This is a genomic window from Streptomyces sp. MMG1533, assembly GCF_001279775.1.
Taxonomy (GTDB): Bacteria; Actinomycetota; Actinomycetes; order Streptomycetales; family Streptomycetaceae; genus Streptomyces.
In genome coordinates this window covers 1-25347 of sequence record NZ_LGDG01000254.1, presented here as the reverse complement: position 1 = coordinate 25347, position 25347 = coordinate 1, and the positions used below count along the sequence as shown (strand labels likewise).

Annotated in this window: 23 protein-coding genes and 1 riboswitch; of the genes, 5 read left to right on the top strand and 18 right to left on the bottom strand. The window is 70.1% G+C overall.

Annotated elements, in window-relative coordinates:
- Positions 1–46: 46 nt before the first annotated feature.
- Together ADK57_RS36925 and ADK57_RS36920 are read right to left on the bottom strand one after the other, a co-directional pair.
- Positions 47–1633 (bottom strand): GMC oxidoreductase, encoded by a 1587-nt coding sequence (locus tag ADK57_RS36925; protein WP_053754045.1) that lies wholly within the window; start codon positions 1631–1633, stop codon positions 47–49.
- A 95-nt stretch (positions 1634–1728) separates the two neighbouring features.
- On the bottom strand, positions 1729–2871 hold the full coding sequence (locus tag ADK57_RS36920; protein ID WP_053754044.1) for a glycosyltransferase family 4 protein: 1143 nt from the start codon (positions 2869–2871) through the stop codon (positions 1729–1731).
- A gap of 121 nt (positions 2872–2992) precedes the next feature.
- On the opposite strand from ADK57_RS36920, the gene ADK57_RS36915 reads away from it, so the two are divergent.
- Positions 2993–4228, top strand: a complete 1236-nt coding sequence (locus ADK57_RS36915) for a glycosyltransferase family 87 protein (RefSeq protein ID WP_053754043.1) — start codon at positions 2993–2995, stop codon at positions 4226–4228.
- Here ADK57_RS36915 and ADK57_RS36910 read toward each other — a convergent pair.
- Entirely contained in the window at positions 4189–5511 is a 1323-nt protein-coding gene (locus ADK57_RS36910) for an MATE family efflux transporter (RefSeq protein ID WP_053754042.1), read from the bottom strand. The genes ADK57_RS36915 and ADK57_RS36910 overlap by 40 nt on opposite strands.
- An 87-nt stretch (positions 5512–5598) precedes the next feature.
- Here ADK57_RS36910 and ADK57_RS36905 point away from each other — a divergent pair, with 87 nt between their 5' ends.
- The gene (locus ADK57_RS36905; protein WP_053754041.1) at positions 5599–6129 is read left to right on the top strand and encodes a PadR family transcriptional regulator; all 531 of its coding nucleotides are present in this window, start codon (positions 5599–5601) and stop codon (positions 6127–6129) included.
- On the opposite strand, the gene ADK57_RS36900 is transcribed toward ADK57_RS36905, so the two are convergent.
- The 5 genes from ADK57_RS36900 to ADK57_RS36880 form a co-directional block, all read right to left on the bottom strand.
- Positions 6117–7310: a hypothetical protein gene (locus ADK57_RS36900; RefSeq protein ID WP_053754040.1), complete on the bottom strand. Its 1194-nt coding sequence runs from the start codon at positions 7308–7310 to the stop codon at positions 6117–6119. The genes ADK57_RS36905 and ADK57_RS36900 overlap by 13 nt on opposite strands.
- 34 nt (positions 7311–7344) lie before the next feature.
- Positions 7345–8367: an NlpC/P60 family protein gene (locus tag ADK57_RS36895; RefSeq protein WP_053754039.1), complete on the bottom strand. Its 1023-nt coding sequence runs from the start codon at positions 8365–8367 to the stop codon at positions 7345–7347.
- 220 nt (positions 8368–8587) lie between these two features.
- Positions 8588–9622 (bottom strand): C40 family peptidase, encoded by a 1035-nt coding sequence (locus ADK57_RS36890; RefSeq protein ID WP_053754077.1) that lies wholly within the window; start codon positions 9620–9622, stop codon positions 8588–8590.
- A 211-nt stretch (positions 9623–9833) separates the two neighbouring features.
- Positions 9834–11177, bottom strand: a complete 1344-nt coding sequence (locus ADK57_RS36885) for an NYN domain-containing protein (protein WP_053754038.1) — start codon at positions 11175–11177, stop codon at positions 9834–9836.
- 33 nt (positions 11178–11210) lie between these two features.
- Positions 11211–11450 carry a hypothetical protein gene (locus ADK57_RS36880; protein ID WP_053754037.1) on the bottom strand — a complete coding sequence of 80 codons (240 nt, stop codon included), beginning with the start codon at positions 11448–11450 and terminating at the stop codon, positions 11211–11213.
- 167 nt (positions 11451–11617) lie between these two features.
- Here ADK57_RS36880 and ADK57_RS36875 point away from each other — a divergent pair, with 167 nt between their 5' ends.
- The gene (locus tag ADK57_RS36875; RefSeq protein WP_053754036.1) at positions 11618–12361 is read left to right on the top strand and encodes a rhomboid family intramembrane serine protease; all 744 of its coding nucleotides are present in this window, start codon (positions 11618–11620) and stop codon (positions 12359–12361) included.
- Positions 12358–12639, top strand: coding sequence for an Lrp/AsnC family transcriptional regulator (locus ADK57_RS36870; RefSeq protein ID WP_019758354.1), 282 nt, complete (start codon positions 12358–12360; stop codon positions 12637–12639). The genes ADK57_RS36875 and ADK57_RS36870 overlap by 4 nt, the downstream gene beginning before the upstream one ends.
- A gap of 7 nt (positions 12640–12646) precedes the next feature.
- On the opposite strand, the gene ADK57_RS36865 is transcribed toward ADK57_RS36870, so the two are convergent.
- The 7 genes from ADK57_RS36865 to ADK57_RS36835 form a co-directional block, all read right to left on the bottom strand.
- Positions 12647–14806 (bottom strand): protein kinase domain-containing protein, encoded by a 2160-nt coding sequence (locus ADK57_RS36865; RefSeq protein ID WP_053754035.1) that lies wholly within the window; start codon positions 14804–14806, stop codon positions 12647–12649.
- Positions 14807–14873: 67 nt separating this feature from the next.
- Positions 14874–16235, bottom strand: coding sequence for an aminotransferase class V-fold PLP-dependent enzyme (locus ADK57_RS36860; protein WP_053754034.1), 1362 nt, complete (start codon positions 16233–16235; stop codon positions 14874–14876).
- A gap of 180 nt (positions 16236–16415) precedes the next feature.
- Positions 16416–16532, bottom strand: a riboswitch (SAM riboswitch).
- Between the two features lie 76 nt (positions 16533–16608).
- Positions 16609–17673 carry an anthranilate phosphoribosyltransferase gene (gene trpD, locus ADK57_RS36855; RefSeq protein ID WP_053754033.1) on the bottom strand — a complete coding sequence of 355 codons (1065 nt, stop codon included), beginning with the start codon at positions 17671–17673 and terminating at the stop codon, positions 16609–16611.
- Positions 17674–17809: 136 nt separating this feature from the next.
- Positions 17810–19450, bottom strand: coding sequence for a cytochrome b (locus ADK57_RS36850; RefSeq protein ID WP_053754032.1), 1641 nt, complete (start codon positions 19448–19450; stop codon positions 17810–17812).
- Complete coding sequence (locus tag ADK57_RS36845) at positions 19447–20505, bottom strand: ubiquinol-cytochrome c reductase iron-sulfur subunit (protein WP_053754031.1); 1059 nt, start codon at positions 20503–20505, stop codon at positions 19447–19449. Before ADK57_RS36845 ends, ADK57_RS36850 begins: the two co-directional genes overlap by 4 nt.
- A complete protein-coding gene (locus ADK57_RS36840) occupies positions 20502–21311 on the bottom strand; it encodes a c-type cytochrome (protein WP_053754030.1) in 810 nt (269 codons plus the stop codon). The genes ADK57_RS36845 and ADK57_RS36840 overlap by 4 nt, the downstream gene beginning before the upstream one ends.
- A gap of 63 nt (positions 21312–21374) precedes the next feature.
- Positions 21375–21995: a cytochrome c oxidase subunit 3 gene (locus tag ADK57_RS36835; protein WP_030039314.1), complete on the bottom strand. Its 621-nt coding sequence runs from the start codon at positions 21993–21995 to the stop codon at positions 21375–21377.
- Between the two features lie 189 nt (positions 21996–22184).
- On the opposite strand from ADK57_RS36835, the gene ADK57_RS36830 reads away from it, so the two are divergent.
- Positions 22185–22586, top strand: coding sequence for a response regulator transcription factor (locus ADK57_RS36830; protein WP_053754029.1), 402 nt, complete (start codon positions 22185–22187; stop codon positions 22584–22586).
- A 102-nt stretch (positions 22587–22688) separates the two neighbouring features.
- On the opposite strand, the gene ADK57_RS36825 is transcribed toward ADK57_RS36830, so the two are convergent.
- The 3 genes from ADK57_RS36825 to ADK57_RS36815 all read right to left on the bottom strand — a co-directional run.
- A complete protein-coding gene (locus ADK57_RS36825; RefSeq protein ID WP_053754028.1) occupies positions 22689–23954 on the bottom strand; it encodes a L,D-transpeptidase in 1266 nt (421 codons plus the stop codon).
- Between the two features lie 130 nt (positions 23955–24084).
- A complete protein-coding gene (locus ADK57_RS36820) occupies positions 24085–24483 on the bottom strand; it encodes a cytochrome c oxidase subunit 4 (protein ID WP_053754027.1) in 399 nt (132 codons plus the stop codon).
- A partial coding sequence (locus tag ADK57_RS36815; RefSeq protein ID WP_199830766.1) for a cytochrome c oxidase subunit I occupies positions 24480–25347 on the bottom strand: 868 nt, incomplete at its 5' end. The genes ADK57_RS36815 and ADK57_RS36820, both read right to left, overlap by 4 nt.

Sequence of the window (25347 nt, the reverse complement as noted above, 5' to 3'; positions counted from 1 at the left end):
GACACCGGCTGAGGCGCCCCGTAGGCGACCGAGCCATCAAGCACTGTCATGGCGCGGTGTCCTCTGCGAGGACCCGCGCCATCGTCCGTTCGGCGAGCGCGGTGATCGTCACGAACGGGTTCACCCCGATCGACCCGGGCACGAGGGAGCCGTCGGTGACGTACAGCTTCGGATACCCCTTCACCCGGCCGTAGTCGTCGGTCGCCTTCCCCAACACGCAGCCGCCCAGGGGGTGGTAGGTGAAGTCGTCGGCGAAGACCTTGTTGGACGAGCCGAACAGGTCGTAGCGGTAGATCGTCGAGTTCGCCGAGTTGATCCGGTCGAACAGCTTCTTGGCCATGGCGACGGAGACCGCGCTGTGGGCGGCGGTCCAGCCGAGCTTCACACCGTCCGTCCCGCTGTCGTACGAGAACGACGCCCGCGACGGGTTCTTGGTGATCGCCAGGTACAGACTGACCCAGTGCTCGAGTCCCGTCGGCAGCGGGGCTATCTCCGCGAAGACGGGGTTCGCGGTGTTGGCCCAGTCGTCGATGCCCATGACGGGCATGGTCGACTGGTTCGCCCCGACGGTGTCCCACAGGTGGTTGGCGCGGCCGAGCATCACGTTGCCGTTGGTGCCCCAGCCGCCGCCGACGCTGGCGTCCAGGGCGGGCAGCGCACCCGTCTCCCGGGCGCGGACGAGGAGTTCGGTGGTGCCGACGCTGCCGCCGCCGAGGAAGAGGTACGTGCAGCCGTACTGCTTGGTCTCGACGACCGTGCCGGTGATGTCGATGCGGTCGACGGTGAGCAGCCAGGAGCCGTCGGCCGCCCGGCTGATCGCCCTGACCTTCTCCAGGGTGTGGAGGGTGACGTTCCCGGTCCCGAGAGCCGAGGCGAGGTACGTCTTGTCGAGGCTGCGCTTGCCGTGGTTGTTGCCGTAGATGACCTCGCCGGCGAGCGCGGACTTCGTGGCCGTGCCGTCCGCCTCGCGCTGCATGTACCCGAAGTCGTAGACGTTCGGCACGAAGGTGGTCTTCAGGCCGGTCTTCTGGGCGTGGGCGCGGGAGATCCGGGTGAACCGGTACCACTGGGTCGACTCGAACCAGGCGGGGTCGACGGTGTTGACGCCGAGCATGGAACGGGCGCGCGGGAAGTAGGTGCCGTACATCTCGTCGGAGTCGACGGTGGGGAACTGCTCGGCGAAGTACGCCTTCAGGGGCGTCACCGCCATCCCGCCGTTGACCAGGGAGCCGCCGCCGACGCCCCGGCCGACGTACACGGACATGGCGTCGAAGTGCACCCGGTCCAGGACCCCCGGGTAGGCGCTGATGTCCTTGTTGACGACGTCCAGCCACAGGAAGGTGGCCAGCGGGGCCTCGGTGCGGGTGCGGAACCACATGGACCGCTGGTCCGGGGCGCTGGTGGAGCAGAAGACCTTGCCGTCGGCGCCGGGGGTGTTCCAGGCCCGGCCCATCTCGAGGACGAGGGTGCGGATGCCGGCCTGGCCGAGGCGGAGGGCGGCGACTGCACCGCCGTAGCCCGAACCGACCACGATGGCGGGGGCGTTGTCGACGGCCGCGGGCTCCACGCCCGACGCCGTCTGGAGACCGATGCGGGTGAGACCGGACGCGGCGGCGGTCTGCAGGGCCACCATGCCCAAGATATGACGTCTCGTCAGCTGACGCTGCATCAGTTTTGCTGTCATGCGCGCAGCATCGGCGGATTATTTCCCTCCGCCTAGGAGTCGCGCTACAGCAACGTCTTCAACTTTTCCGCCAGCAGGTCCCACCGCCACTTCTCCTCGACCCACGCCCGTCCCCGCTCCCCCATCCGTCGGCGCAGCTCGGCGTCCTGGAGGAGGACGAGGATCCGGTCGGCGGCCTCCTCTGCGGAGCCGCCCCGCACGACCCAGCCGGTCTCGCCGTCGAGGACGGCGTCCGGGGCGCCGCCGGAGTCACCGGCCACGACGGGCAGCCCGGTCGCGGAGGCCTCCAGGTAGACGATCCCGAGCCCCTCGACGTCGAGCCCGCCCCGCCGGGTCCGGCACGGCATGGCGAACACGTCACCGGCCCCGTAGTGCGCGGGCAGCTCGGCCCAGGGCACCGCGCCGGTGAAGCGGACGGAGTCGGTGACCCGGGTCTCCCCCGCGAGCCTGCGCAGCTCCTTCTCGTACGGCCCGCCGCCCACGATCAGCAGCACGGCCTCCGGCTCGGCGGCCAGGATCCGGGGCATCGCGAGGATCAGCGTGTCCTGCCCCTTGCGCGGCACCAGCCGGGAGACGCACACGATCACCGGCCGCTCGCTCAGCCCGAGCCGCGTCCGGACCTCGTCACCGCCCGAGCCGGGGTGGAAGGTCTTCTCGTCGACGCCCGGCGGCAGCTGCACCATCCGCGAGGCCGCGTCCGGCGTCAGCGCCCGGGCGATCCGCGAGCGCGTGTACTCGCCGAGGTAGGTGATGGTGTCCGTGGACTGACCGATCCGGCGCAGGAGCTGCCGCGCGGCGGGCAGCTGGGCCCACCCGGCCTCGTGCCCGTGGGTGGTGGCCACCAGCCGCTCGGCGCCCGCCTTCCTGAGCGCCGGCGCCATCAGACCCAGCGGCGCCGCCGCCCCGAACCACACCGAGGTGCACCCGTGCTCGCGCAGCAGCCCGACGGCCCGCCGGGTCGCCCCGGGCGTCGGCAGCAGCATCGTCGTGGAGTCCCGTACGACGGTGAAGGGCTGCTCGGCATCGAAGGCGGCAGTCGCCTCGGCGCCCTCCCGGCCGCGCTTCCAGGTGGAGGCGTAGACGACGAGCTGCTCGGGGTCGAGCCGCAGGGCCATGTTGTGCAGGAACGCCTGGATGCCGCCCGGCCGAGGCGGGAAGTCGTTCGTGACGATCAGGGTCTTGTGCATCGCCGCAGACCCTACCGAACCGCCTGCTCACAGCCGCCCGCGGCCGCGTTTATGGCACCCTCACAGGAGGGCAGGACATCATGTTCCCCTCAAGACGAGCAGCGAACGGGCAGGGGATCACGTGGAGACGACGGGTGCGAGGCGGTCGCTGACGTGGCTGCTGCCGACCTGGGGCGTGACCAGGCTGTTGCTGCTGCTCTTCGTGTTCAAGGTGTACGTCTTCCCGGGCCCGGACGTCACGAGCGACGTCTCCGTCATCTACCAGAGCTGGTTCGACGTGCTGCGGACCGGCACCTTCCCGCTGGACGACGTCACCTGGCAGTATCCGCCCGCCGCGGCTCTCGCGATCCTCTCCCCCGGCCTGCTGCCCTTCCTCGACTACGCGTCGGCCTTCTTCGTCCTCGCCTTCCTCGCCGACCTGGTGGTCCTGTCGCTGCTGCTGTACGCGGGCCGGCGCCCGGGCCGGCGGCTGCGTGGCGCCTGGGTGTGGGTGGCCGGCGTACCGCTGCTCGGCCCCACCGTCTACGCCCGCTACGACGTGATGGTCACCGCGGTCGCGGTCGCCGCCCTGCTCGCGGGCGCCCGGCACCCCCGCCTGATGGGCGCCCTCGCGGGCTTCGGGGCGATGCTGAAGGTCTGGCCGGCGCTGCTGCTCCTGGGCGTCCGGGGGCGCAGGGCCTGGGCGTCGGCGGCGGCGACCGTCGTCGTGCTGGCCGCGCTGTTCGCCCTGGCGATGCCCGGCGCGTTCGCCTTCCTGACCTTCCAGCGCGACCGGGGCACCGAGGTGGAGTCGCTGGGCGCGCTGGTCTTCCACGTGGCCCGGCACTACGGCTGGGACGGCCAGGTGCTGCTCAACTACGGCTCGGTCGAGTTCCTCGGCCCGTGGGTGAACGTGGTGAGCACCGCCGCGCTGACCCTGACCGGCATGACGTTCGGCTGGCTGCTCCTGTGGCGGCTGGTGGCGACCCGGTTCGAGGCGCACACGGCGGCCGACGCGGCGTTCGTGGCGGTGCTGATGTTCACCGTGACCAGCCGCGTGATCAGCCCGCAGTACATGGTGTGGCTGGTCGGCGTCGCGGCCGTGTGCCTGTGCTTCCGCGCCAGCCGGATGGGCGTGCCGGCCGGCCTGGTGCTGGCGGCGTGCTTCGTGACGGTCCTGGAGTTCCCGCTCTGGTTCGGGGACGTGGTGACGAGCACCCCGCTCGGCATCACCCTGATGGTGGTCCGCAACGGCCTGCTGGTCCTCGCCGCCGTGGTCGCGGCCCGCGGGCTGTGGCGCTCGACGGTGCCGAAGCCCGCCCCGGCCGAGGTCCCCGATCAGGCCGCCCGCGCCAAGGAGACGTCGGCCTCCGCCTGATTCCGGCCCCGCCGGAACAGCACCGGCACCGCCCCGCACTGCACCGCCATGGCCGACGCCAGCGCCAGGCACACCCCGGGCAGGCCCAGGCCCAGGCCCGTGAGGCCGTACGCCAGGGGAAGCTGGACCGCCGTGCCGAGCACGGTCACCCGCAGCAGCGCCGGCGCTCCCCCGCTCCCCTCGAAGACCCCGCCGACCGCGATGAAGCAGGCCATCAGCAGCAGGTAGGGCCCCACGCAGCGCAGGAACAGTGTGCCTTCGTGGGCGACCGCGGGCCCGGCGCCGAAGGCAGCCATGATCCACGGGGCCGCGACGAACAGCAGGACGGCCGCCGCCAGCCCCACCACCCCGGACACCAGCACCGCCTGCCGCCCGATCTGCCGCCCCGCGTCCTGGCCGGCTCCCCGGGAGTGCGCGGTGTGGATGGAGGCGGCCTGACGGACGGCGTAGAAGGCCATGGTGGCTACGTACATGACCTTGTAGGCGATCGAGTAGGCGGCGACCGCCGTCACCCCGAGCCGCGCCACGATCGCGACCAGCGCGAGCGCCCCGGCCTGCCGCACGGTGAAGTCGGCGGACATCGGCAGCCCGGTCCGCAGCGTCCTGCGCGACGCGGCCCAGGTGCCCTCCGAGGGCCGCGCACCCGCGCACTCCCGGAGCAGCTTGTTGCGGCGCAGCACCGAAAGTCCCACGCCGAGGGTCAGACACCGGCACAGCACCGTGGAGGCGGCGGCGCCCCGGACGCCGTAGAGGTGGATGAAGAACGGGTCGCAGACGAGGATCAGACCGTTCGCGAGGAGGGCGAGCCGCATCGGGGCCCTGGTGTCGCCGGTGCCCTTGAGGATGCCGTCCACGAGGTTCTGCGCGAAGAAGACGGCGATGCCCGGCATCGAGATCGCGAAGTAGGCCACCGCGAGCGACAAGGCGTCGCCCTCGCCCAGGACCAGCCGGGACAACGGCTCACGCAGCAGCAGCCCGCCCGCCACGACCACCGGCGTGACCAGCGCGCACAGCGCCCGGCCCCCGCGCACCGCCGCCCGCACCGCGCCCGGATCCCGCGCACCCCTGGCGTGCGCGACCAGCACGGTCGTACCGGAGCCGAAGACCAGGGCGACGCCGAGCAGCACGTTCTCGGTGTTGGTCGCCACGGCCACGGCGGCGACGGCCGGGCCGCCGAGCCGGGAGACCCAGAGGGTGTTGATGATTCCGGCGGCGACGGAGGCCAGGAGCGCGAGGTAGACGGGGTGGGCGAGCGCCATGAGCTGTTTGCGGTGGGTGTTCACCGCGACCTCCCTCGATTCGAGCTACCTCTAAACGAGGTAGCTCGATAAGAGGTAGCATGCCGGTACGACACCCGCAAGGAGGAACCAGTGCTGGAGCTGTCGATCCTGGGCTTCCTGGCCGAACAACCGCTGCACGGCTACGAGTTGAAGGAACGCATCAAGGCCCTCAGCGGCCATGTCCGCCCGGTCAGCGACGGCGCCCTCTACCCCGCCATCACCCGCCTGGTGACCGCGGGCAAGCTCGACCAGCACACCGAGCCCGGCACCAGCGCGGCCCCGCGCCGGATGCTGTCCCTGACCGCCACCGGCCGTGAGGATCTGCTGGAGCGGCTGCGGCACCCCAAGCAGGCCGAGATCACGGACCAGGTGCGCTTCAACACGCTCCTGGCGTTCCTACGGCACCTGCCCGACCGCCGGGAGCAGGCCGCGGTGCTGCGGCGCCGTCTGGAGTTCCTGGAGACGCCCGCGAGCTTCTTCTACGAGGACGGGAAGCCGGTACGGGCGGAGGAGACGGGTGACCGGTTCCGGGAGGGCATGCTGCGGGTGGCCCGGGCGACCGGCCGGGCCGAGCGTGCCTGGCTCAAGGAGGCCGTCGCACGGCTCGATCAGCCCAGCTGATCCCGCAGATACCGCCGCCACTGCTCGGTGAACTCGCCCGGTGCCGTGTCGAGGACTTCCTTCATCGCGTCCTCGACCGCCCCCGCCCGCTTCTCGTGCCCGCCCACGGCCTGGTAGAACTCCTTCAGCCGCACCTCGCCCCAGCGTTCGGCGATCATCCGGCAGGCCATCCAGCCGCCCTCGTAGGCCCGGGCGAGCCCGGCCGCGTCGCCGCTGAAGCCGAAGTCCCGGTCGGTCGGCAGCGCGGCCGGCAGCCTGCCCTCGGTCACGGCGTCCCACAGCTCGGGCGCGGCCTGGACCGGCGTACGTCCGCTGCCGCGGTAGCCGATCCAGTCGGCGTACCCCTCGGACAGCCACAGCGGCGTCGCGGGGGTGGTGTCGGCGCGGGTGGCGACATGGGTCGTCTCATGGGTGAGCACGACCTGCTTGCCGACGGAGCCGAGGACGCCGTACGCGTCCGGGTTGACGATGATCCGGTCCGCGGGCGCCTGCGCGGGCGCGCCCGTCTCGCCGGTGGTGACCGCCGCGATCCCCCGGTACGAGGAGGCGGGCGAGCCGAGCAGCCCCGCCATGCCCTCCAGCGATCTCGGCACGAGCACGACGACGTGCCGGGGCCAGTCGGTGCCCCACGCGTCCGACACGGCCGGTACCGCGCGGTCCGCCAGATCGGCGTAGGAGTGCAGTTGCTCGCCGGACTGCCCCACCCCGAGAACGAGGCTGTGCTCACCCCGTACGGTCATGACCTCGCCCTGGTCCCACAGCTGCTGGGCGGTCTTCCTCGCGGGCTGCTCGGCGTCCACGTACCACTGCCCGCCCGCGTCCAGGCTCAGGGTCAGGGTGCGGCCGACGGTGACGGGGGCGCGGTCGTAACCCTGGACGCGGTAGCGCAGTTGGGCGTCGGCGGTGGCGGTGTCGCCGGTGCGGTGCAGGGCGGTGACGCGGTAGGACCAGTCGGCGAGCGGGACCGCGGTGAGGTTCGTGAACCAGCTCAGCGCGCCCGTCTTCACGAACGCCGCCCGGTCGCGGTCCAGGACCGCGGTCGCGCGCCGGTCCAGGATCCGCTGCACGTCGGCCTTGGCGCTGTCGGTGGCCGGTTTCCCCCCGCACCCCACCAGGCCGACGAGCAACAGCAGACACAGCGCCACGACTCCGCGTCCCGACGCCCGCCCTCGACCAGCCACGTTCCCGATCGTACGGTGGCCGCGGGGTGCGCCGTCAGACCCTGGTGACGGTCGCGCCCGGGATCATGCCCACCGGGTCGTAGCGCACCGGCGCCCCGGGATAGGGCGCGTGGATGACCTGGCCGTTGCCCATGTACATCGCCACGTGGCTGGCGTCGGACCGGTAGGTGACCAGGTCGCCGGGCTGGGCCTGGGAGAGCGGGACCTGGCGGCCGGCGTGGCGCTGGCCCTGCGAGGTGCGCGGCAGGGAGACGCCCGCCTGCGCGTAGGACCACTGCATCAGGCCCGAACAGTCGAAGCCGGAAGGGCCGTTGGCGCCCCAGACGTACGGCCTGCCGAGCGCGGAGCGGGCGGCGGCGATGGCGGCGGCCGCACGGGCGGACGGCGGGACGACGCCGCCGAGGTCCGGCATGTCGGAGCGGCCGGAGCGGGAGGCCCGGCCAAAGGCGTCGCGCTCGCCGGCCGGCAGGGCGTTGAGAAGTGCGCGCGCCTTGGCGAGCTTGTTCTCGACGGTCCGCTTGTGGGAGGCGACGGCCTTGCGGCTCTTCTCCAGTTCGCCGAGCTTCTCGGCCGCTTCGGAGCGCTCCTGGGCGAGTTCGCGCATGGCCTCCTGGAGGTCCTCGAGCTCGCCCGCCTGCTGCGTGGTGATGCGGTCGAGGACGGAGGCCTTGTCGAGGTAGTCGTCCGGGTCGTCGGAGAACAGCAGCGCCAGGGAGGGGTCGAGCCCCCCGGAGCGGTACTGGGCACCGGCGAGCGATCCGAGCGCCTCCCGCATGCGGTTGATGCGCTCCTGCTGGCGGGCGATCCCGTCCTGCGCGGTACCGACCTCCTCACGGAGGCCGTCGGCGCGCTCGTCGGCCTTGTTGTAGGCCTCGGCGGCCTGCTCGGCCTCTTCGTAGAGGCGGTCCACCTCCGCGCGGGTGTCGTCGTGCGGTTCGGCGACGGCCGACGTGGCCGGCAGGACGCCGAAGGCCGCGGCGGCGGCTGACATGACACAGAGCGCTGCACCGGCGCCCCGGTCGAACCCGGACGGTGCATGGCGGCGATGGGACCCCACGGGAAGCCGCACTCCTTCCGCTGGCGGACAGGGAAACGCGGCAGACAGTAGCCCCGGCAAGGGGGCCCCACCAACAACCTCCGTGGGCACACAACGTGACGCCCCGCCTCAGACGCAGGTCATGGGCGGGGCGCGCGGTCAGTTCACCTTGCCGTGATTCGCCCGAACGGGCGGTGCGGTGTCCCGATCTTGATGGTGATCGGACTCGTCCCGAAGGAGGTCAGATCCGGACGCCGAACTGGAACGGCATGTTGTTGATCGACTCGTAGCGGACGACCGTGCCGGTGCGCGGGGCGTGCAGCACCTGGCCGTTGCCCGCGTAGAGGCCGACGTGGTGCAGGTCGCCGTAGAAGATGACGAGGTCGCCGACCTTGAGCTGGCTCTGGGAGTAGAGGCGCGTGCCGGCGTTGGCCTGGGCCTGCGAGGTGCGCGGGATCGAGACGCCGGCCTGCGCGTAGGCCCACGAGGTCAGGCCCGAGCAGTCGTAGGAGGCGGTGCCGGTGGCGCCGTAGACGTACGGCTTGCCGATCTGGGTCTGGGCGGCCTGGAAGGCGGCCATGGCCCGGCCGGAGGCGGCGCCGGTGTTGCCGAGGTCGACGCGGTCGCCGGCGTCGCGGCTGGCACGGGCGTCCTCGGCGGCGAGGGCGGCCTTCTCGGCGGCCGTCAGCGTGTTGAGGAGCTTCTGCGCCGCGGCGAGCTTGGACTGGACTTCCTTCTTCTTCTTGCCCAGTTCGGTGCGGGTGCTCGCGAGGTCCTTGAGCTTCTCGGAGGCCTCGGAACGGTCCTGGGCGAGCTCGCGCTGCTTGTCCTGGATCTTCTTCAGCGCCTCGACCTGCTGAGAGCTCAGCTGGTCCATGGTCGACGCCTTGTCCAGGTAGTCGTCCGGGTCCGAGGAGAGGAAGAGCTGCACCGAGGAGTCGATCGACCCCGTGCGGTACTGGGCGGCTGCCGCCAGGCCTATGGAGTCGCGCAGCTCGTTGAGCTCCTCCTGGCCGCGGGCGACGTTGTCCTGGATGGTGGAGATCTCCTTCTGGAGCTTCTCCTGCTTCTCCGTGGCCCCGTTGAGCTTCTCGGTGGCCTGCTCCGCCTCTTCGTAGAGCTTGTCGACCTTGGCCTTGACCTCGTCCTTGCTCGGCTTCTCGCTCGGCGCGGCATTCGCGGCCTGCGAGCTCAGGGCGACCGCAGCGGCGGCTGCGGTGGTCAGCACGGTCACGCGTGCACGGCTCGGTTGCTTGGGTCGACGGTGGGACGCCACGGAGGTGAACTCCTTCTTTTGAGTGATCACCCGCTTGGAGGTTCGAGGCCAGACCCTAGTGACCTTCCCGTGATCAGTTCAAATCCTCACGAGAAAAATCTCGCCACACCCTGCATTCTTTACACTCAACTCACATGAAGTGATGTCCGCTTGACACTACGTTGCGTGACGGTTCCGTCAATTCGGGCATTAGGTCCGTACGTTGACCATTTCAGGACAGGCGCTTGAGAAGCATCGCAGACGCGACCGGTCGCGCCCCCGCCCGGGCCACCCCGTCGGCGACCTCGCGATCGGTCGAGGCGACGATGACCGGACGGCCCGGCGGCTCCGCACGCACCAGCTGGCGGATCAACTCGTCGGCGGTGACACCCGGCTTGGAGAACAGCACCCGCACCCCGCGCGGCGGCGCCAGCAGCACCGGCGCGGCCAGCTCGGCCCCGTCGAAGACGCACGTCACCTCGGCGCCGGTCTGCGCGGCGAGCTGCGAGAGCTGCCCCAGGAGCCTCAACCGCTGCTTCTCCAGGGGCATCTGGGGATAGCCGGTCTTGGTGACGTTGTAGCCGTCGACGACCAGATGGGCCTGCGGCAGCGCGAGGAGCTGGTCGAGGATCGCGGGGTCGTTTTCGGACAACGCCCGCGCGGCAATGTCTTTCGGTGTCATTCGTCCCGGTTCGACCGCATCCACGGTCTCGGCCGGCCGTACCGACACGGGCGGCAGCGCGAGTTCCCGCCGTAGTCCCTGGGTCGCGTCGAGCAGGGTGTCGAGCAGCAGCCGTACGCGCATGTCCTCGACGCTGCGTCCCTCGCGGGCCGCCTTGCGGGTGGCCTCCAGGGCGGCCTCCGCCTCGCCGAGCCGCGCCTTGAGCCGCCGGGACTCGCTCTCGGCGGCGGACACCTGGGTCTGCCCCTCCGCGCGCAGGGTCTCCATCTCGGCGTGCACCTTGCGCAGGGCCGCCTCGCCGCGCTTGACGTCGCTGAGGGCGGCGCGCAGCTTGCGGTGCAGCGATTCCGCTTCCTTCTTGGCCGAATCCAGCTCGGTGCGCAGCCGCTCGGTCTCGCTCCGGGTCTGCTCACGGGCCCGGTCGAGCTCTTCGCGCAGGCGCTCCAGTTCGGCCCGGCTCTCCTCGTCGGCGCGCTCGGCGTCGGCCCGCTGGGCCTCCTCGCCGGCCGCGGTCACGAGCTTCACCCAGCCGGTGGGCCGCAGTACGTAGGCCGCGGCCGCCACGTCGAGCGGGTCCGCGGCCGGGGGCGGCGAGCCGGAGTCCAAGGCGCCGGAGAGTTCCGGCTGTGCCTCTCTGAACTTCTCCCCGATGCGCTGCCGGAACAGCGGATCGGTCTCCAGAGCGGCCGCCATGGCGTTGCCGGCGAACTTGGCCCGCCGGTTCGGTGCGAAGCGGGCGTACTGCCTGAGCTGGGCGGGCAGTTCGCCGACGGTCAGCCCGCCGAAGCCGTCGGAGACGATCTGTACGACTCTCCGGCGCACGCCGTCGGGCAGGGGACGGTCGAGCACCTCAGCGGCGCCGTCGCCCGGCCCCCCGCCTGCGGTCTCCACCATCCTCACCCCATCGCCTGTGCGGGGCCCGCTCCCTCAGGAGCCGGCGCCCGGCCTGTCCACGAGTTCCACCTGATCCACGGCGTTGCACCAGCGGCAGCGCACCGACTCGATGCTCTCACTGACCACGTCGCGCTCCTCGACCTTCGGCTCACCGGCCAGGTCGAGGTGGACGTACTCGACCACCTTCGACGAGCGGGTCACGTCGAAGCGCGTGAGGTTGCCGCAGAGGGTGCAGCGCCACCGCGTCGAGGCAGTCGGCAGGGGAACCGTCATCGTGGCTGTTCGCCTTCCTTCTTGTTCCTTCTAGTGTCCGTGACGCGCCGGGCACCCCGGTGCGTGTGGCTCGTTACCCTACGGCCTGGCGGGTACTCGCCGCTCCGCCGTCCACAGCGGCGAGGCGGTCTGTGCCGTTCGGCCCCCTTACGTCATGCTCTGTATTCATGATCAGCAACTGGAGCGGGGCGGTCGGCAGGGCGGTCGTGGCGGTCCGGCGGCCGTCGGCGCCGGTGACATACGGGCTGATCACCGTGTGTTGTCTGCTCTTCCTGGCCGGCCCCGCCTCGGGGCTCAATCCGGCGTACGGCTCCGGCGACCTGCTGCTTGCCGCGCAGCGGTCCTATTTCCACCGCTGGGGCGTGGTCCCCGCGGAACTGTTCGAGGGCTCGGCACGGGCCGCGCTCACCCCCGCCACGGCCCTCTTCGTCCACGGCAGCTGGGTCCACCTGCTGGGCAACATGCTCTTCCTCTATGTCTTCGGCGTCCTGACCGAGGAACGGATGGGCCGCGTCCAGTTCAGCCTCTTCTACCTGGGCTGCGGCTACCTCGCCCTGCTGGGCTACGCGGCAGCCAACGCCGACTCCGGGCAGTCCCTGGTCGGCGCGTCCGGGGCGATCTCGGCGGTCCTCGGCGCGTTCCTGTACCTGTTCCCCGGAGCCCGTGTCACCAGTCTCCTGCCGTTCCTCTTCTTCCTCCCCCTGCGCTTCCCCGCCTGGGTCGTCCTCCCCTTCTGGGCGGCCCTCCAGTGGCTGGCCGCGGGCCAGGCAGGCCAGGGGCCGGGGGTGGCGTATCTGGCCCACCTGGTGGGGTTCGGGCTGGGGCTCGCCTTCGCGTGGGTGCGATTCGGGCGTGGGACTAGAGTGAAGCCCGCCCCAGCCCCGGCCCCCGAGGGAGAGAACCAGCCGTGATCACCGCGATCGTCCTCATCAAGACCAGCGTGGACCGGATCCCCGAGATCGCGGAGTCGATCGCGGCACTGGAGAACGTCAGCGAGGTGTTCTCCGTGACCGGCACCTACGACCTGATCGCCATGGTCAGGGTGAAGCAGCACGAGGACCTGGCCGAGGTCATCCCGGGCCGCATCAGCAAGATCCCGGGCGTGGAGGGGACGGACACGCACGTGGCGTTCCGGACGTACTCGCAGCACGACCTGGAGGCGGCGTTCGCGATCGGGCTGGACAGCTAGGACACGGCTAGGACTTCTTCAGCGCGAGGACGGTGATTCCGTCGGCGGTCGCGGCATAGACGCGTCCGTCGCGGACGACCGGGCTCTGGGTGCCGACGGACGCTCCCCCCTCGACCCGCTTCCGCCAGGTCCTCTTGCCCTGACGGTTCAGGCCGTAGAGCGTCGAGCCCTGGCGTGCGTAGAGCGTGGCACCCGCGACCGTCGGATCGCTGTACTGGGTCCCCTCGTCGGTGAACCGGAAGGTCCACGCCCTGGATCCGTCAGCCGGGTCCAGCGCGACGAGTTCGTAGTCGGTCGCGGTGACCCCGAGACCGCCGAAGGCGACACAGCTGAGGTAGCGGCTGCCGTACAACGTCTCGTCGGCCTTGTGCCACAGGACCTTTCCGGAGCGGCTGACGCCGTGCAGCGACTGCTCCCCGCCCGACCCGACCAGCAGCGTGTCTCCGACCAGCGTGGGCCGCCCGGTGTCCGTTCCCACCCGCGTCGCCCACAGCCGCTTCCCGGTCTTCGCGTCCAGGGCCTGCACCTCGTCTCCGAAGGTGCCGACGTACACCACTGAGTCCGCCACCATGGGTTCGCTGGTGGGCGCCGCCCCTGTCGGCCTGCTCCAGCGCACGCTGCCGTCGGGCGCGTACGCCCGCACCCCGCCCTCGTCCGACGAAGAGGCGTAGGAAACCAGAACCAGTCCGCCCGCGGCCACCGGGACCTGGCTGTTCGAGGCGACCGGCCTGGTCCAGCGCACCTTGCCGCCCCGGCCGAGCGCGCAGAGCTTGGAGGCGCCCTCCTGCCCGTCGAACAGCAGGCAGTACACGCCGTCGGCGGTGGCGAGCGGGGACATGACCTCGCCGCCCAGTGGGGTACGCCAGACACTCAGGCCGTTCAGGTCCACGGCGTGCAGTGAGGAGTCCGCGCCGCCGACGTACACACGCCTGCCGTCGGGCGACAGCGCGGTACATGGGCCGTGTCTTCCGCCCAGTCCCTCGACCTTGTACTGCCAGCCCACCCGAGGCGTTGCCGCCGCGGAGGACCGGGCCGGGATGCCGGACCCGCCCGCGGCCCCTGCCTTGCCGTCCGAGGAGTCCCGCAGCAGCAGCCATCCGCCGAGGCCACCGGCCGCCACCACCCCCGCGCCACCGGTCAGCGCCCCCAGCAACCGTCGCCGCGAGGGCGGCTGCGGCGGGTTCTCCGCGACCGCCGGTAAGTCCCTGACCGTCACGGGCGCCACGTACTCGACCCGGCTCTCCCGCTCCCCCGACCCGTGGTCGGGGATCCAGCGCTCACCGCCCCCGACGGACTGGGCCCCTTGGGGGGCACCGGTCGCGTACCACCCCGACCGCAGGCCCTCGCGCAACGAACGCGCGGTGTGCCCCGCGGCCGCGACCACGTCCGCGGGCGTCGGCCGGGCGCCCGGATCGTCCCGCAGACACGCCTCCACCAGCGGCAGATGGTCCTTCGGTACGGCGGACAGGTCGACGTCCCCGGTCAGGATCCGCAGCAGGACGACCGAATCCTGTCCCTCGCCGAACGGCTCCTTACCGCCGGACGCGTACGCGAGCACCGCGCCCAGCGAGAAGACGTCACTGGCCGGCCCCACCTGGGCACCGTTGCGGATCTGCTCGGGCGAGACATAGCCGACCGACCCGACGACCACCCCGGTCCGGGTCAGCGCCGTCCCTTCCAGGGCCCGGACGATCCCGAAGTCGATCACCCGGGGACCGTCCTGCGCCAGCAGGATGTTGGACGGCTTGAGGTCCCGGTGCACCAGCCCTTTGGCGTGGATCGCGGCGAGCGCCTCGGCGAGCGCGGCCGCCAGCAGCCGTACCGCGTCTCCCGTCAGGGGGCCGCCGTCGAGCACCGCGTCCCGCAGGTTCGGCCCGTCGACGAACTCGGTGGCCATCCACGGCCGTGGAGCCTCGGTGTCCGCGTCCACGACCCGCGCGGTGTACGTCCCCGCCCCGCCGACGGTCTGAGCGGCCCGCACCTCGTGCCGGAACCGCGCCCGGAAGGTGCGGTCCTCCGCATGCTCGGCCCGCACCACCTTGACGGCCAGCCGCGGCCCGCGCCGCGCCTCGGCGAGATACACCTCGCCCATGCCGCCGGACCCGAGCCTGCCCACGACCTCATAGGGACCGATGGCCCGAGGATCCGTCCCGCGCAGCTCCTGCACCCCGTGCTCCCCCTACGTCGTACCGCTGCCGAGAGGGAGCGTATACGCGCTGGTGGACGTCAGTCCCTCAGACGGCCGGTACGCAGCGGCCGTCCTCCGTGCGGTACGTCCACTTCGCACCGTCCCGGACCAGTTCCTTGACGGCGCCTACGAACCGCTCCACGTGCTCGTCGGGCGTGCCCGCGCCGAAGCTCACCCGGATCGCGTTGAGGGACTTCTCGCCGGGCGCGGCCTCGGGCGCGCCGCACTCTCCCTGGGACTGGGGGTCGCTGCCGAGCAGGGTGCGCACGAGCGGGTGGGCGCAGAAGAGGCCGTCGCGGACGCCGATGCCGTACTCGGCGGAGAGCGCGGCGGCGAAGTGGGAGCTGTTCCAGCCCTCGACGACGAAGGAGATCACGCCCACGCGCGGGGCGTCGTCGCCGAAGAGGGAGAGGACCCTGACCTCCGGGACCTCGGCGAGGCCCGCGCGGACCGTGTCGATCAGGTACTGCTCCCGGGCGACGAGCGTGTCGAAGCCGGCCTCGGTGAGGGCCTTGCAGGCGGAGGCGATGGAGTAGACCCCGATGACGTTGGGCGAGCCGGCCTCGTGGCGGGCGGCACTCTCGTGCCACTCCACGTCCACTCCCCCGTCCTCGCGCCGCGTGACCTTGCGGCTGGCGCCGCCGCCCGCGAGGTACGGCTTCGCCGCGCGCAGCCAGTCGGCACGCCCGGCCAGGACGCCGGAGCCGAAGGGGGCGTACAGCTTGTGCCCGGAGAAGGCGACCCAGTCGACGTCGAGGTCCTGCACCGACACCGGGTGGTGCGGAGCCAACTGGGCGGCGTCCAGGACGATCCGGGCCCCGTGCGCGTGCGCGGCGGCGGCCAGCTCCCGTACGGGCCACAGTTCACCGGTGACGTTCGAGGCGCCGGTCACGCAGACCAGGGCCGGGCCGTGGGGGTCACGGTCGGCGAGGGCGCGCTCCAGCGTCGCCACCGCCTGCTGCGGGGTGCGCGGGGCGTCGAGGTAGCTGACGCGTGCGTCCTGCCAGGGCAGCAGCGAGGCGTGGTGCTCGGTCTCGAAGACGAAGACCTGGCAGTCGGCCGGGAGCGCGGCGGCCAGGAGGTTCAGGGAGTCGGTGGTGGACCGGGTGAAGACCACCTGGTCGTCGGCTCGGCAGTCGAGGAACTCGGCGACCGTCTTGCGGGCGTTCTCGAAGAGGTCGGTGGAGAGCTGGGAGAGGTACCCGGCGCCGCGGTGGACGCTGCCGTAGTACGGGGCGTAGGCCGCCACGTCGTCCCAGACCCGCTGCAACGCCGGTGCGCTGGCCGCGTAGTCGAGCGCGGCGTAGGTGACCTCGCCGCCGGTGACGAGCGGGACGGTGACATCCCGTCCCAGAACCGGCAGATGGGCACAAACGGACCGGGTGGCGGCAACGGTGGAGACAGACATGGCGAACTCCCGTGAGAGGCAGCTGAATTCACCACGCGAGCGGACAGGCTCAGCGCGGGAAGGAAAGGGAAGAGGGGTGCGCGGAGGCGGGGCTCTGCGGCCCTATCGCATTCGCTTGCTCACGGAAGGCTCCTCGACGACCAGGACCCCTGGTACTGCGCTCGTTGAAAAGCGGCGAGGGGTCCGCGCTTGCCGTAGGCCTTTCTGCCTACGACCTGGTCTTCACCCGGGGCACCCCGCCACGGACGGAGGGTTGCCGGACAGTCGGCCGGGGCCTCATGACTGTCACTCATGACCTGGTACAGGAACCTACGCGAAGTGATCGTGGTCCCGCAACCCGTGTCCGGATTGCGGGACATCACCGCATGGGGCGCTACGCGTTGCTGGCCGCCACCCAGCGCTCCAGCGTCCGCTTGGCCGCGCCGGAGTCGATCGACTCCGCCGCCTTCGCCATCCCGGCGCGCAGTTGCTCGGTCAGCGGCGCCCCGGTCGGCTCCAACGCCACCAGCGCCGCAGCGGAGTTCAGCAGTACGGCGTCCCGCACCGGACCCGGCTCGCCGTCCAGCAGCCGTCGGGCGACCTCCGCGTTGTACGAGGAGTCCGCGCCCCGCAGGGCCTCCACCGGCACCAGTTCGAGGCCGACGTCCCGCGGGTCGAAGGCCTCCTCGGCGACCTTGCCGTCGCGGACGACCCACACCCGGGAGGTGGCCGTGGTCGTCAGCTCGTCGAGGCCGTCGTCGCCGCGGAACACCAGCGCCGACGAGCCGCGCTCGGCCAGTACACCGGCGATGAGCCCCGCCATCCGGGTGTCGAAGCAGCCGATCGCCGAGGCGGTGACCTTGGCCGGGTTGGTCAGCGGACCGAGGAGGTTGAAGGAGGTCGGAATCCCCAGGTCCCGCCGGACCCCGCCGACGAACCGCATCGAGGGATGGAACTTGGCCGCGAAGCAGAAGGTGATCCCGGCCTCCTCCACCACTCGCGCGACCCCGTCGGGCGACAGGTCCAGGTTGATGCCGAGCTTCTCCAGCACGTCGGACGACCCGCTGGCCGAGGACGACGCCCGGTTGCCGTGCTTGACGACCTTCGCCCCGGTGCCCGCGATCACGATGGCGGACATCGTCGAGATGTTGACCGTCTTGGCCCGGTCGCCGCCCGTACCGACGATGTCGACCGCCGGCCCCGGGATGTGCAGCGGCTGCGCGTGCGCGTACATCGCCTCGACGAGGCCGGTGATCTCCTCGACCGTCTCTCCCTTGGCCCGCAGCGCCACCATGAAGCCCGCGATCTGGGCGTCCGAGGCCTCGCCGCTCATGAAGCGGTCCATCGCCCACGCGGTGTCGCCGGCGCTCAGGTCCCGACCGGCGAGCAGTGCGCTCAGTACCTCGGGCCAGGAACGGTCCGCCGCGGTGTCGCCTCCAGCGGTGGTCACAGCGCTCATAAGCCGCTCCTGGGTGTGGTCCCGTACAACGGGACGCGAGTCTCAACGGGTCCACCCTATCCAGCGACGGGCACGGCAAAGGGCCCCGTCCGGTGTTCGGACGGGGCCCTTCTACCGCGCGTGGCGAGCGCAGCGATCAGTGGTGGCCGTGGCCGCTCGTGATCTCCTTGTACTCCTCGACGGTCGGCTTGGGGATCTGGGCTTCCTCGCCGTAGTACGCCTCGCTGAGCTTGGCGCGCAGCTTCTCGGAGCCCTTCACCTTGCGCTCGACGCCGTTCTCGTCGACCGTCGGGCCGATCTCGGCCGGCTTGTACTGCTCGTGCGCGGTGAGCGTGTGCAGCGCGTCCTGGCTGAGCGGCTCGTGGACCTCGATGAACTCACCGTGCGGCAGGCGCTTGATGATGCCCGACTCGCGGCCGTGCAGCACCTTGTCCTTGTCCCGGCGCTGGAGGCCGAGGCAGATCCGCTTGGTGATGACGAACGCGATGACCGGGGCGACGAAGAACGCGATCCGGACGAACCAGGTGATGGCGTTGATCGACAGGTGGAAGTGGGTGGCCCAGAGGTCGTTTCCACCACCGATCAGCAGCACCATGTACCAGGTGATCCACGCGACGCCGAAGGCCGTACGCGTCGGCACGTTGCGCGGGCGGTCCAGGATGTGGTGCTCGCGCTTGTCGCCGGTGACCCAGGACTCGATGAACGGGTAGACCGCGATCGCGACCAGGACCAGCGGGAAGATCATCAGCGGGATGAACACACCCAGGACGAGCGTGTGGCCCCAGAAGTTGATCTCCCAGCCCGGCATCACACGGATCAGGCCCTCGGAGAAGCCCATGTACCAGTCGGGCTGGGCGCCGGTGGACACCTGGTCCGGCCGGTAGGGACCCATGGCCCAGATCGGGTTGATGGAGGCGATCGCCGCGATGGCCGCGATGACACCGAAGACCAGGAAGAAGAAGCCTCCGGCCTTGGCCATGTACACCGGAAGCAGCGGCATGCCGACGACGTTCTTGTTCGTCTTGCCGGGGCCCGCGAACTGGGTGTGCTTGTGGTAGAAGACCAGGATCAGGTGGCCGACCACCAGACCGAGCATGATGCCCGGCAGCAGCAGAACGTGGATCGAGTAGAAGCGGGCCACGAAGTCGCCGCCCGGGAACTCTCCGCCGAAGAGGAAGAACGACAGGTACGTGCCGACGATCGGCACGGACAGGACCGCGCCCTCCATGAAGCGGACACCGGTGCCGGAGAGCAGGTCGTCCGGGAGCGAGTAACCGGTGAAGCCGGTGAACATGCCCAGGACGAACAGCAGGAAGCCGAACAGCCAGTTGACCTCACGCGGCTTGCGGAACGCACCCGTGAAGAACACGCGCATCATGTGCACGAACATGCCGGCGAGGAAGATCAGCGCCGCCCAGTGGTGGATCTGCCGGATCAGCAGACCACCGCGCACATCGAAGGAGATGTGCATGGTCGAGTTGAACGCCTCGGACATCAGCTGTCCCTGCAGCGGGACGTAGCTGCCGTGGTACTCCACCTCGTTCATCGACGGGTGGAAGAACAGCGTCAGGTACACACCCGTGAGGATGATGATGATGAAGCTGTAGAGGCAGACCTCACCCAACATGAACGACCAGTGGTCGGGGAAGATCTTGCGCATGTTGGCCTTGGCCAGGGAGTAGATCCCCAGGCGGCCGTCGGCCCAGTCGGCGACCCGCTCGCCGGCGGGCGCCTTCTCGCGCGAGCGCGAGTCCGTGGTGGTCTTCTCAGTGCTCATCCGCGCTCCCAGAAAGCAGGACCGACGGGCTCATCGAAGTCGCCGAGCGCCTCGAGGTAGCCCTCGTCGTTCACACCGATGCGCAGCTGCGGCAGGGCGTGACCGGCGGGGCCGAAGATCACCCGGGCACCGTCGGAGAGGTCGAAGGTGGACTGGTGGCAGGGGCACAGCACGTGGTGCGTCTGCTGCTCGTACAGCGAGATCGGGCAGCCGACGTGGGTGCAGATCTTCGAGTACGCCACGATGCCCTCGTGCGACCACTCGAGTTCGCGCTTGTCCTTGATGTTGTCCGGCTGGATCCGGACGATCATCAGGGCCGCCTTGGCGATCTCGGTCTGGAACTCCTCGTCGTGCTCCTCCAGGCCCTCGGGCTTGGCGAAGGTCAGCGAGCCGACCGCGACGTCGGAGGCGCGCAGCGGCTCGTTGGTGTTCATGTTGACGAGCAGCTTGCCCTTGGACCACAGGGTGTGGCGCAGCTTGGTGCCGGGCAGCGGACCGAGGTCGCGCAGCAGCATCACGCCGGAGAGCGGGAACAGGGCCAGCGCGCCGAACATCGTGTTGCGGATCAGCTTGCGACGGCCGAGCGCGGACTCCTTGGCGCCCTGCTTGAAGTCGGCCATGACCTTGGCCTTGACCTCGGGCGTCGCCTCGATCGCGTGCCGCTCGTCGGCGATCTCCTCGTCGGACATCAGGGTGCGGGCCCAGTGGACCGCGCCCGCCCCGATCAGGAACAGCGCCGCACCGAGGGTCAGGCCCAGGGCGAAGTTCAGCGCGTTGATGTGCCCGATCGGGAAGACGTAGATCGCCCGGTCGTGCGGGATCGCCACGTACGAGGCGATGAAGCCCACGGTGGCCAGCATCGACAGCACGAACATCATGGCGACCGTGCGCTCGGACCGCCTGGCGGCCCGCTCGTCGATGTCCTGGATGCGGTGCTCGTGGGGCGGGAGCCCGGGGTCGGCGAACGGGTTCTTCTCGTCCGCGACGCCTACGGCACCCTGCGCGTGGTCCTGCTCAACGGGCAGGTTCTCTTCTGGAATGTCTTGGCTACTCATGACTTCTTGGCCTTTGCGGTCCGAGCGGCGACCCAGACGGCGACCGCGATCAGCGCGCCGAGTCCGAAAATCCAGCCGAACAGGCCCTCGCTGACCGGACCGAGTCCGCCCAGCTCAAGGCCGCCGGGGCTCTCGGTGTCGTCGCCGTTGACCGCGTCGAGGTACGCGATGATGTCCTTCTTGTTCTGCTCCGACAGTGTGGTGTCGGGGAAGGATGGCATGTTCTGCGGGCCGGTCTGCATGGCCTCGTAGATGTGCTTCGGGTCGACGCCCTCGAGGTCGGGAGCGAACTTGCCGTGCGTCAGCGCGCCACCCTTGCCGGTGAAGTTGTGGCACTGCGCGCAGTTGGTGCGGAACAACTCGCCGCCCTTGGCGATGTCGGCACCCTCGGGGCCGTACTGCGCCTCGGTCGGCACGTTCGGACCGGCACCCAGCGAGGAGATGTACGCCGCGAGCTGGTCGATCTCGGCCTGCGTGTAGATGACCTTCTTCTTCGGGACCTGCGCCCCGGGCTGCTGGGCCGGCATACGGCCGGTGCCGACCTGGAAGTCGACGGCCGCGGCGCCCACGCCCACGAGGCTCGGACCGTCAGTGGTGCCCTGACCACCGGTGCCGTGGCAGCTGGCGCAGCCGACGGCGTAGAGCTTCTTGCCCTCGTCGATGGCCAGGGACTGGGCGGTTTCATCTGCCTGCGCCTTGCTCGTGGGTGCGAGCAGGACGTACAGCCCCCCGGTGCATGCCAGCGCGAGGAGTAGGACGACGACCGCCGCCAACGGGTGGCGTCGTCGTGCGGAGAGCTTTTTCACGGATTACTCCGGTGTCAGGATCTTCTGCGTCGATGCTTCTGGAAGGTGCGGGAGCGGGCCCGGCTACTTGATCAAATAGATCGTGGCAAAAAGGCCGATCCAGACGACATCGACGAAGTGCCAGTAGTAGGACACGACGATGGCCGCGGTCGCCTGCTCGTGGGTGAACCTCTTCGCCGCGTAGGTGCGGCCGAGGACGAACAGGAAGGCGATGAGGCCGCCCGTCACGTGCAGGCCGTGGAAGCCGGTGGTCAGGTAGAAGACCGAGCCGTAGGGGTCCGAGGAGAGCGAGAGCCCGTCCTTCTTGACCAGCTCGGTGTACTCGTACACCTGACCGCCGATGAAGATCGCACCCATGATGAAGGTGACGATGAACCACATCCGGAGCTTCTTCACATCACCGCGCTCGGCGGCGAACACGCCGAGCTGGCAGGTGAGGGAGGAGAGCACCAGGATCGTGGTGTTGGTCGCCGAGAACGGAAGGTTCAGGGCGTGCGCCATTTCCTTCCAGTGGTCGGGACCGGTCACCGATCGCAGGGTGAAGTACATCGCGAAGAGGGCCGCGAAGAACATCAGCTCGGAACTCAGCCAGATGATGGTTCCGACGCTGGTGAGGTTCGGCCGGTTGACCGACGGGTGCGCGTGCCCGGTTTCTACTGTCGTTGCTGTCGCCACGACCGACATTATGTCGGTCGCTTATCCCGCCCTCACTACGGGGGGTGCCGTTCGGAGTGTTCGCAGCTCGCGCACTGCCCGTATGGCCCATCGAAGCCATGTTCCAACAGGTGTTGACGGGGAGTTCAAGGGAGTAGCATCCGCCGCATCGGGCTCCGCCCGTCTTTGGCCGTACGACGCTGACGTCCCGGAGGAAGCATGCAGCCGACCGCCACGGTGCTGGTCTACAGCGACGACTCCAACACCCGCGAGCAGGTGCGGTTGGCCACCGGGCGCAGGCCCGCTCCCGATGTCCCTGTGGTGGAGTTCCTGGAGTGTGCGACCCCGGCGGCCGTGCTCAAGGAGCTGGACAAGGGCGGCATCGACGTCTGTGTCCTGGACGGCGAGGCCGTGCCCATGGGGGGCATGGGGATCTGCCGGCAGATCAAGGACGAGATCTTCAACTGCCCGCCGGTGCTGCTGCTGATCGGGCGGCCGCAGGATGCGTGGCTGGCCACATGGAGCCGTGCGGAGGCGGCTGTGACGCTGCCGGTGGATCCGGTGGAGTTCGCGGCGGCCTTGGCTTCCTTGTTGCGCGAGCGGAAGGCTCTGAGCGCCTAGGAGCTCGCTTCGGGCCGTGGTCCGGCGGCTGCGGGCCTGTTGCGGCTTGTCGCGCCCACGCGGCGGAGCCGCATGTCGATCAGGACCCGCACCCCTGGGGGCTCACACGGCCGCCGGCCGCAGCCTTGCCGCTTCCTCCGGGCCGGGGCCCTCGGGGTTGCCCGCGAGCAGGGCGCTGCCGTCGCGCCAGTTCTTCCAGGCGAGGTTCCAGTCGCCGAAGCCGTTGCCGAAGCTCTCCATGGTGTTGCCGTTCGAGTTGATGACCTTGACGAGGTCGCCCTCGCGGACGGTCTCGAAGAACCAGGCGGCGTTGGCGGTGCTCATGCCGGTGCAGCCGTGGCTGACGTTGGCGTAGCCCTGGGAGCCGACGGACCAGGGGGCGGCGTGGACGTACTCGCCGCTCCAGGTGACGCGGGTGGCGTAGTAGACGGGGAGGTCGTACGACTCCGCGGAGCCCTCGGCGATGCCGATGCTGGTGCCGCGCATGCGTACGAAGTACTCCTTGGCCAGTACGACCTTGACGCCGTTGCGGGTGTCGAAGCCGGGCTTGCCGGTGGTGACGGGGATCTGCTTGATCACCTCGCCGTTCCTGTAGACCGTCATCGCGTGGGTCGAGGCGTCGGTCACCGCGATGACACTGTCACCCGTGGTGATCTTCAGGGGCTTCGCCTTGCCGCCCCACAGTCGGTCACCGATCTTGATGCCCTCCAGGTTGCTGCGGACCTGGATGGTGGCGTGGGCGGGCCAGTACTCCTTGGGGCGGTAGTGGAGTTCCTTGTTGTTCACCCAGTGCCAGCCGCCGCCGTCCGCGGCGGGCATGGAGTCGACCTTGAGGGCGCGCTCGACGACGGCCCGCTGGGCCTTGTCCTTGATCGGCTTGCTCAGTTTGGCCGTGATGGGCTGGCCGACGCCGTAGGTGCCCGTCTTGGGCCCGAAGGTCACCTTCAGGCGCTTCTTGGTGAGGGGCTTGCTCGTCTCGAATTCGAGGACCCGGCGGCCGGGCGCCCCGTCCTCGTCCTCGGTGCTCACCCGGACCGTGTAGTGGGCGTTGGCGGCCAGCGGGGTGGTGCTGTGCCAGCGGCCACCGTCGGCGGAGAGTTCGCCCGCCAGGTACCGTCCTGCCGCGTCCCTGGCCGTGACGTCCGTGATGCGGCCGTCGTCGTCCTCGGCGGTGACCTCCAGGGGTTTGTCCGGGTCTGCCTTCTTGCCTTCTCCGGTGGGGCCGTTGAAGGAGATCTGGTCCGTCGCGTCGTACGGCGCGGCGGACAGCGGGTCGCCGTCGCTGCCGCAGGCGGTGACGCCCGCGCCGAGGGCGATCACCAGCAGCGTGCAGCTGACGACGGTACGGGTGCGGGGTTCTTGGCTCATGACTTCACGCTAGGGAGCTTCGTCAAGCGCGGCGCGCTGGGTGACTCTTACGAGTGATCCGCATTGCGGCAAAAGCAGGAGCCCGGACGCTCCTGACGGAGTGTCCGGGCTCCTGAGAGCTCAGCTCGTGCTACTGGGTGCGGTTCTCACCGCGGTAGTACTCGAAGACCCAGCCCCACAGACCGACCAGGATCAGCGGCGCCGAGAAGTACATCAGCCACCAGCCGATCGCGACCGACAGGAAGGCGAGCGCGCCGCCGACCGCGAGGGAGAGCGGCTGCCAGCTGTGCGGGCTGAAGAACCCGACCTCGCCGGCGTCGTCCGCGACGTCGGCCTCCTTGTTGTCCTGCGCACCCGCGTCGACCCGCCGGGCCGTGAAGCCCAGGTAGAAGCCGATCATGATGGACAGACCGAAGGCCAGGAAGAGGGCCGTGGTGCCGGCCGGCTCCTTCGACCACACGCCGTAGACGATCGCCATGGCGAGCATGAAGACGCTCAGCCAGATGAACATCCTGCCCTGGATCTTCACTTGCCGGCCTCCTTGCCGCCGTTGCCGGCCAGCGCCTTGTCACCGTGAGGCGCGTTCTCGAGCTGGTCGAGAGCGGCGATCTCGGGGTGGTGCAGGTCGAACGCCGGGGATTCGCTGCGGATCCGCGGCAGGGTGAGGAAGTTGTGCCGCGGCGGCGGGCAGGAGGTCGCCCACTCGAGCGAGCGGCCGTAGCCCCACGGGTCGTCGACACCGACCGGCTTGCCGTACTTGGCCGTCTTCCAGACGTTGTACATGAACGGCAGTATCGACAGGCCGAGCAGGAACGAGCTGATCGTCGAGATCGTGTTCAGGGCGGTGAAGCCGTCGGCGGCGAGGTAGTCCGCGTAACGACGGGGCATGCCCTCGGCACCCAGCCAGTGCTGGACCAGGAAGGTGCCGTGGAAGCCGATGAACAGCGTCCAGAAGGTGATCTTGCCGAGGCGCTCGTCGAGCATCTTGCCGGTCATCTTCGGCCACCAGAAGTGGAAGCCGGAGAACATCGCGAAGACGACGGTGCCGAAGACGACGTAGTGGAAGTGCGCCACCACGAAGTACGAGTCCGAGACGTGGAAGTCCATCGGCGGCGACGCCAGGATGACACCGGTCAGACCACCGAAGGTGAAGGTGATCAGGAAGCCGGTCGCCCACAGCATCGGGGTCTCGAAACTCAAGGACCCCTTCCACATCGTTCCGATCCAGTTGAAGAACTTCACGCCTGTCGGCACGGCGATGAGGAACGTCATGAAGGAGAAGAACGGCAGGAGCACACCGCCGGTGACGTACATGTGGTGGGCCCACACCGTCACGGACAGGCCCGCGATGGAGATGGTCGCCGCGATCAGGCCCATGTAGCCGAACATCGGC

Coding starts and splice junctions, on each gene's coding strand:
- ADK57_RS36925 (WP_053754045.1), bottom strand. CDS start 1,633: ATGGTGGCCCTGCAGACCGCCGCCGCGTCCGGTCTCACCCGCATCGGT.
- ADK57_RS36920 (WP_053754044.1), bottom strand. CDS start 2,871: ATGCACAAGACCCTGATCGTCACGAACGACTTCCCGCCTCGGCCGGGC.
- ADK57_RS36885 (WP_053754038.1), bottom strand. CDS start 11,177: ATGGTGGAGACCGCAGGCGGGGGGCCGGGCGACGGCGCCGCTGAGGTG.
- ADK57_RS36880 (WP_053754037.1), bottom strand. CDS start 11,450: ATGACGGTTCCCCTGCCGACTGCCTCGACGCGGTGGCGCTGCACCCTC.
- ADK57_RS36875 (WP_053754036.1), top strand. CDS start 11,618: ATGATCAGCAACTGGAGCGGGGCGGTCGGCAGGGCGGTCGTGGCGGTC.
- ADK57_RS36860 (WP_053754034.1), bottom strand. CDS start 16,235: ATGTCTGTCTCCACCGTTGCCGCCACCCGGTCCGTTTGTGCCCATCTG.
- trpD (WP_053754033.1), bottom strand. CDS start 17,673: ATGAGCGCTGTGACCACCGCTGGAGGCGACACCGCGGCGGACCGTTCC.
- ADK57_RS36850 (WP_053754032.1), bottom strand. CDS start 19,450: ATGAGCACTGAGAAGACCACCACGGACTCGCGCTCGCGCGAGAAGGCG.
- ADK57_RS36845 (WP_053754031.1), bottom strand. CDS start 20,505: ATGAGTAGCCAAGACATTCCAGAAGAGAACCTGCCCGTTGAGCAGGAC.
- ADK57_RS36835 (WP_030039314.1), bottom strand. CDS start 21,995: ATGTCGGTCGTGGCGACAGCAACGACAGTAGAAACCGGGCACGCGCAC.
- ADK57_RS36830 (WP_053754029.1), top strand. CDS start 22,185: ATGCAGCCGACCGCCACGGTGCTGGTCTACAGCGACGACTCCAACACC.
- ADK57_RS36825 (WP_053754028.1), bottom strand. CDS start 23,954: ATGAGCCAAGAACCCCGCACCCGTACCGTCGTCAGCTGCACGCTGCTG.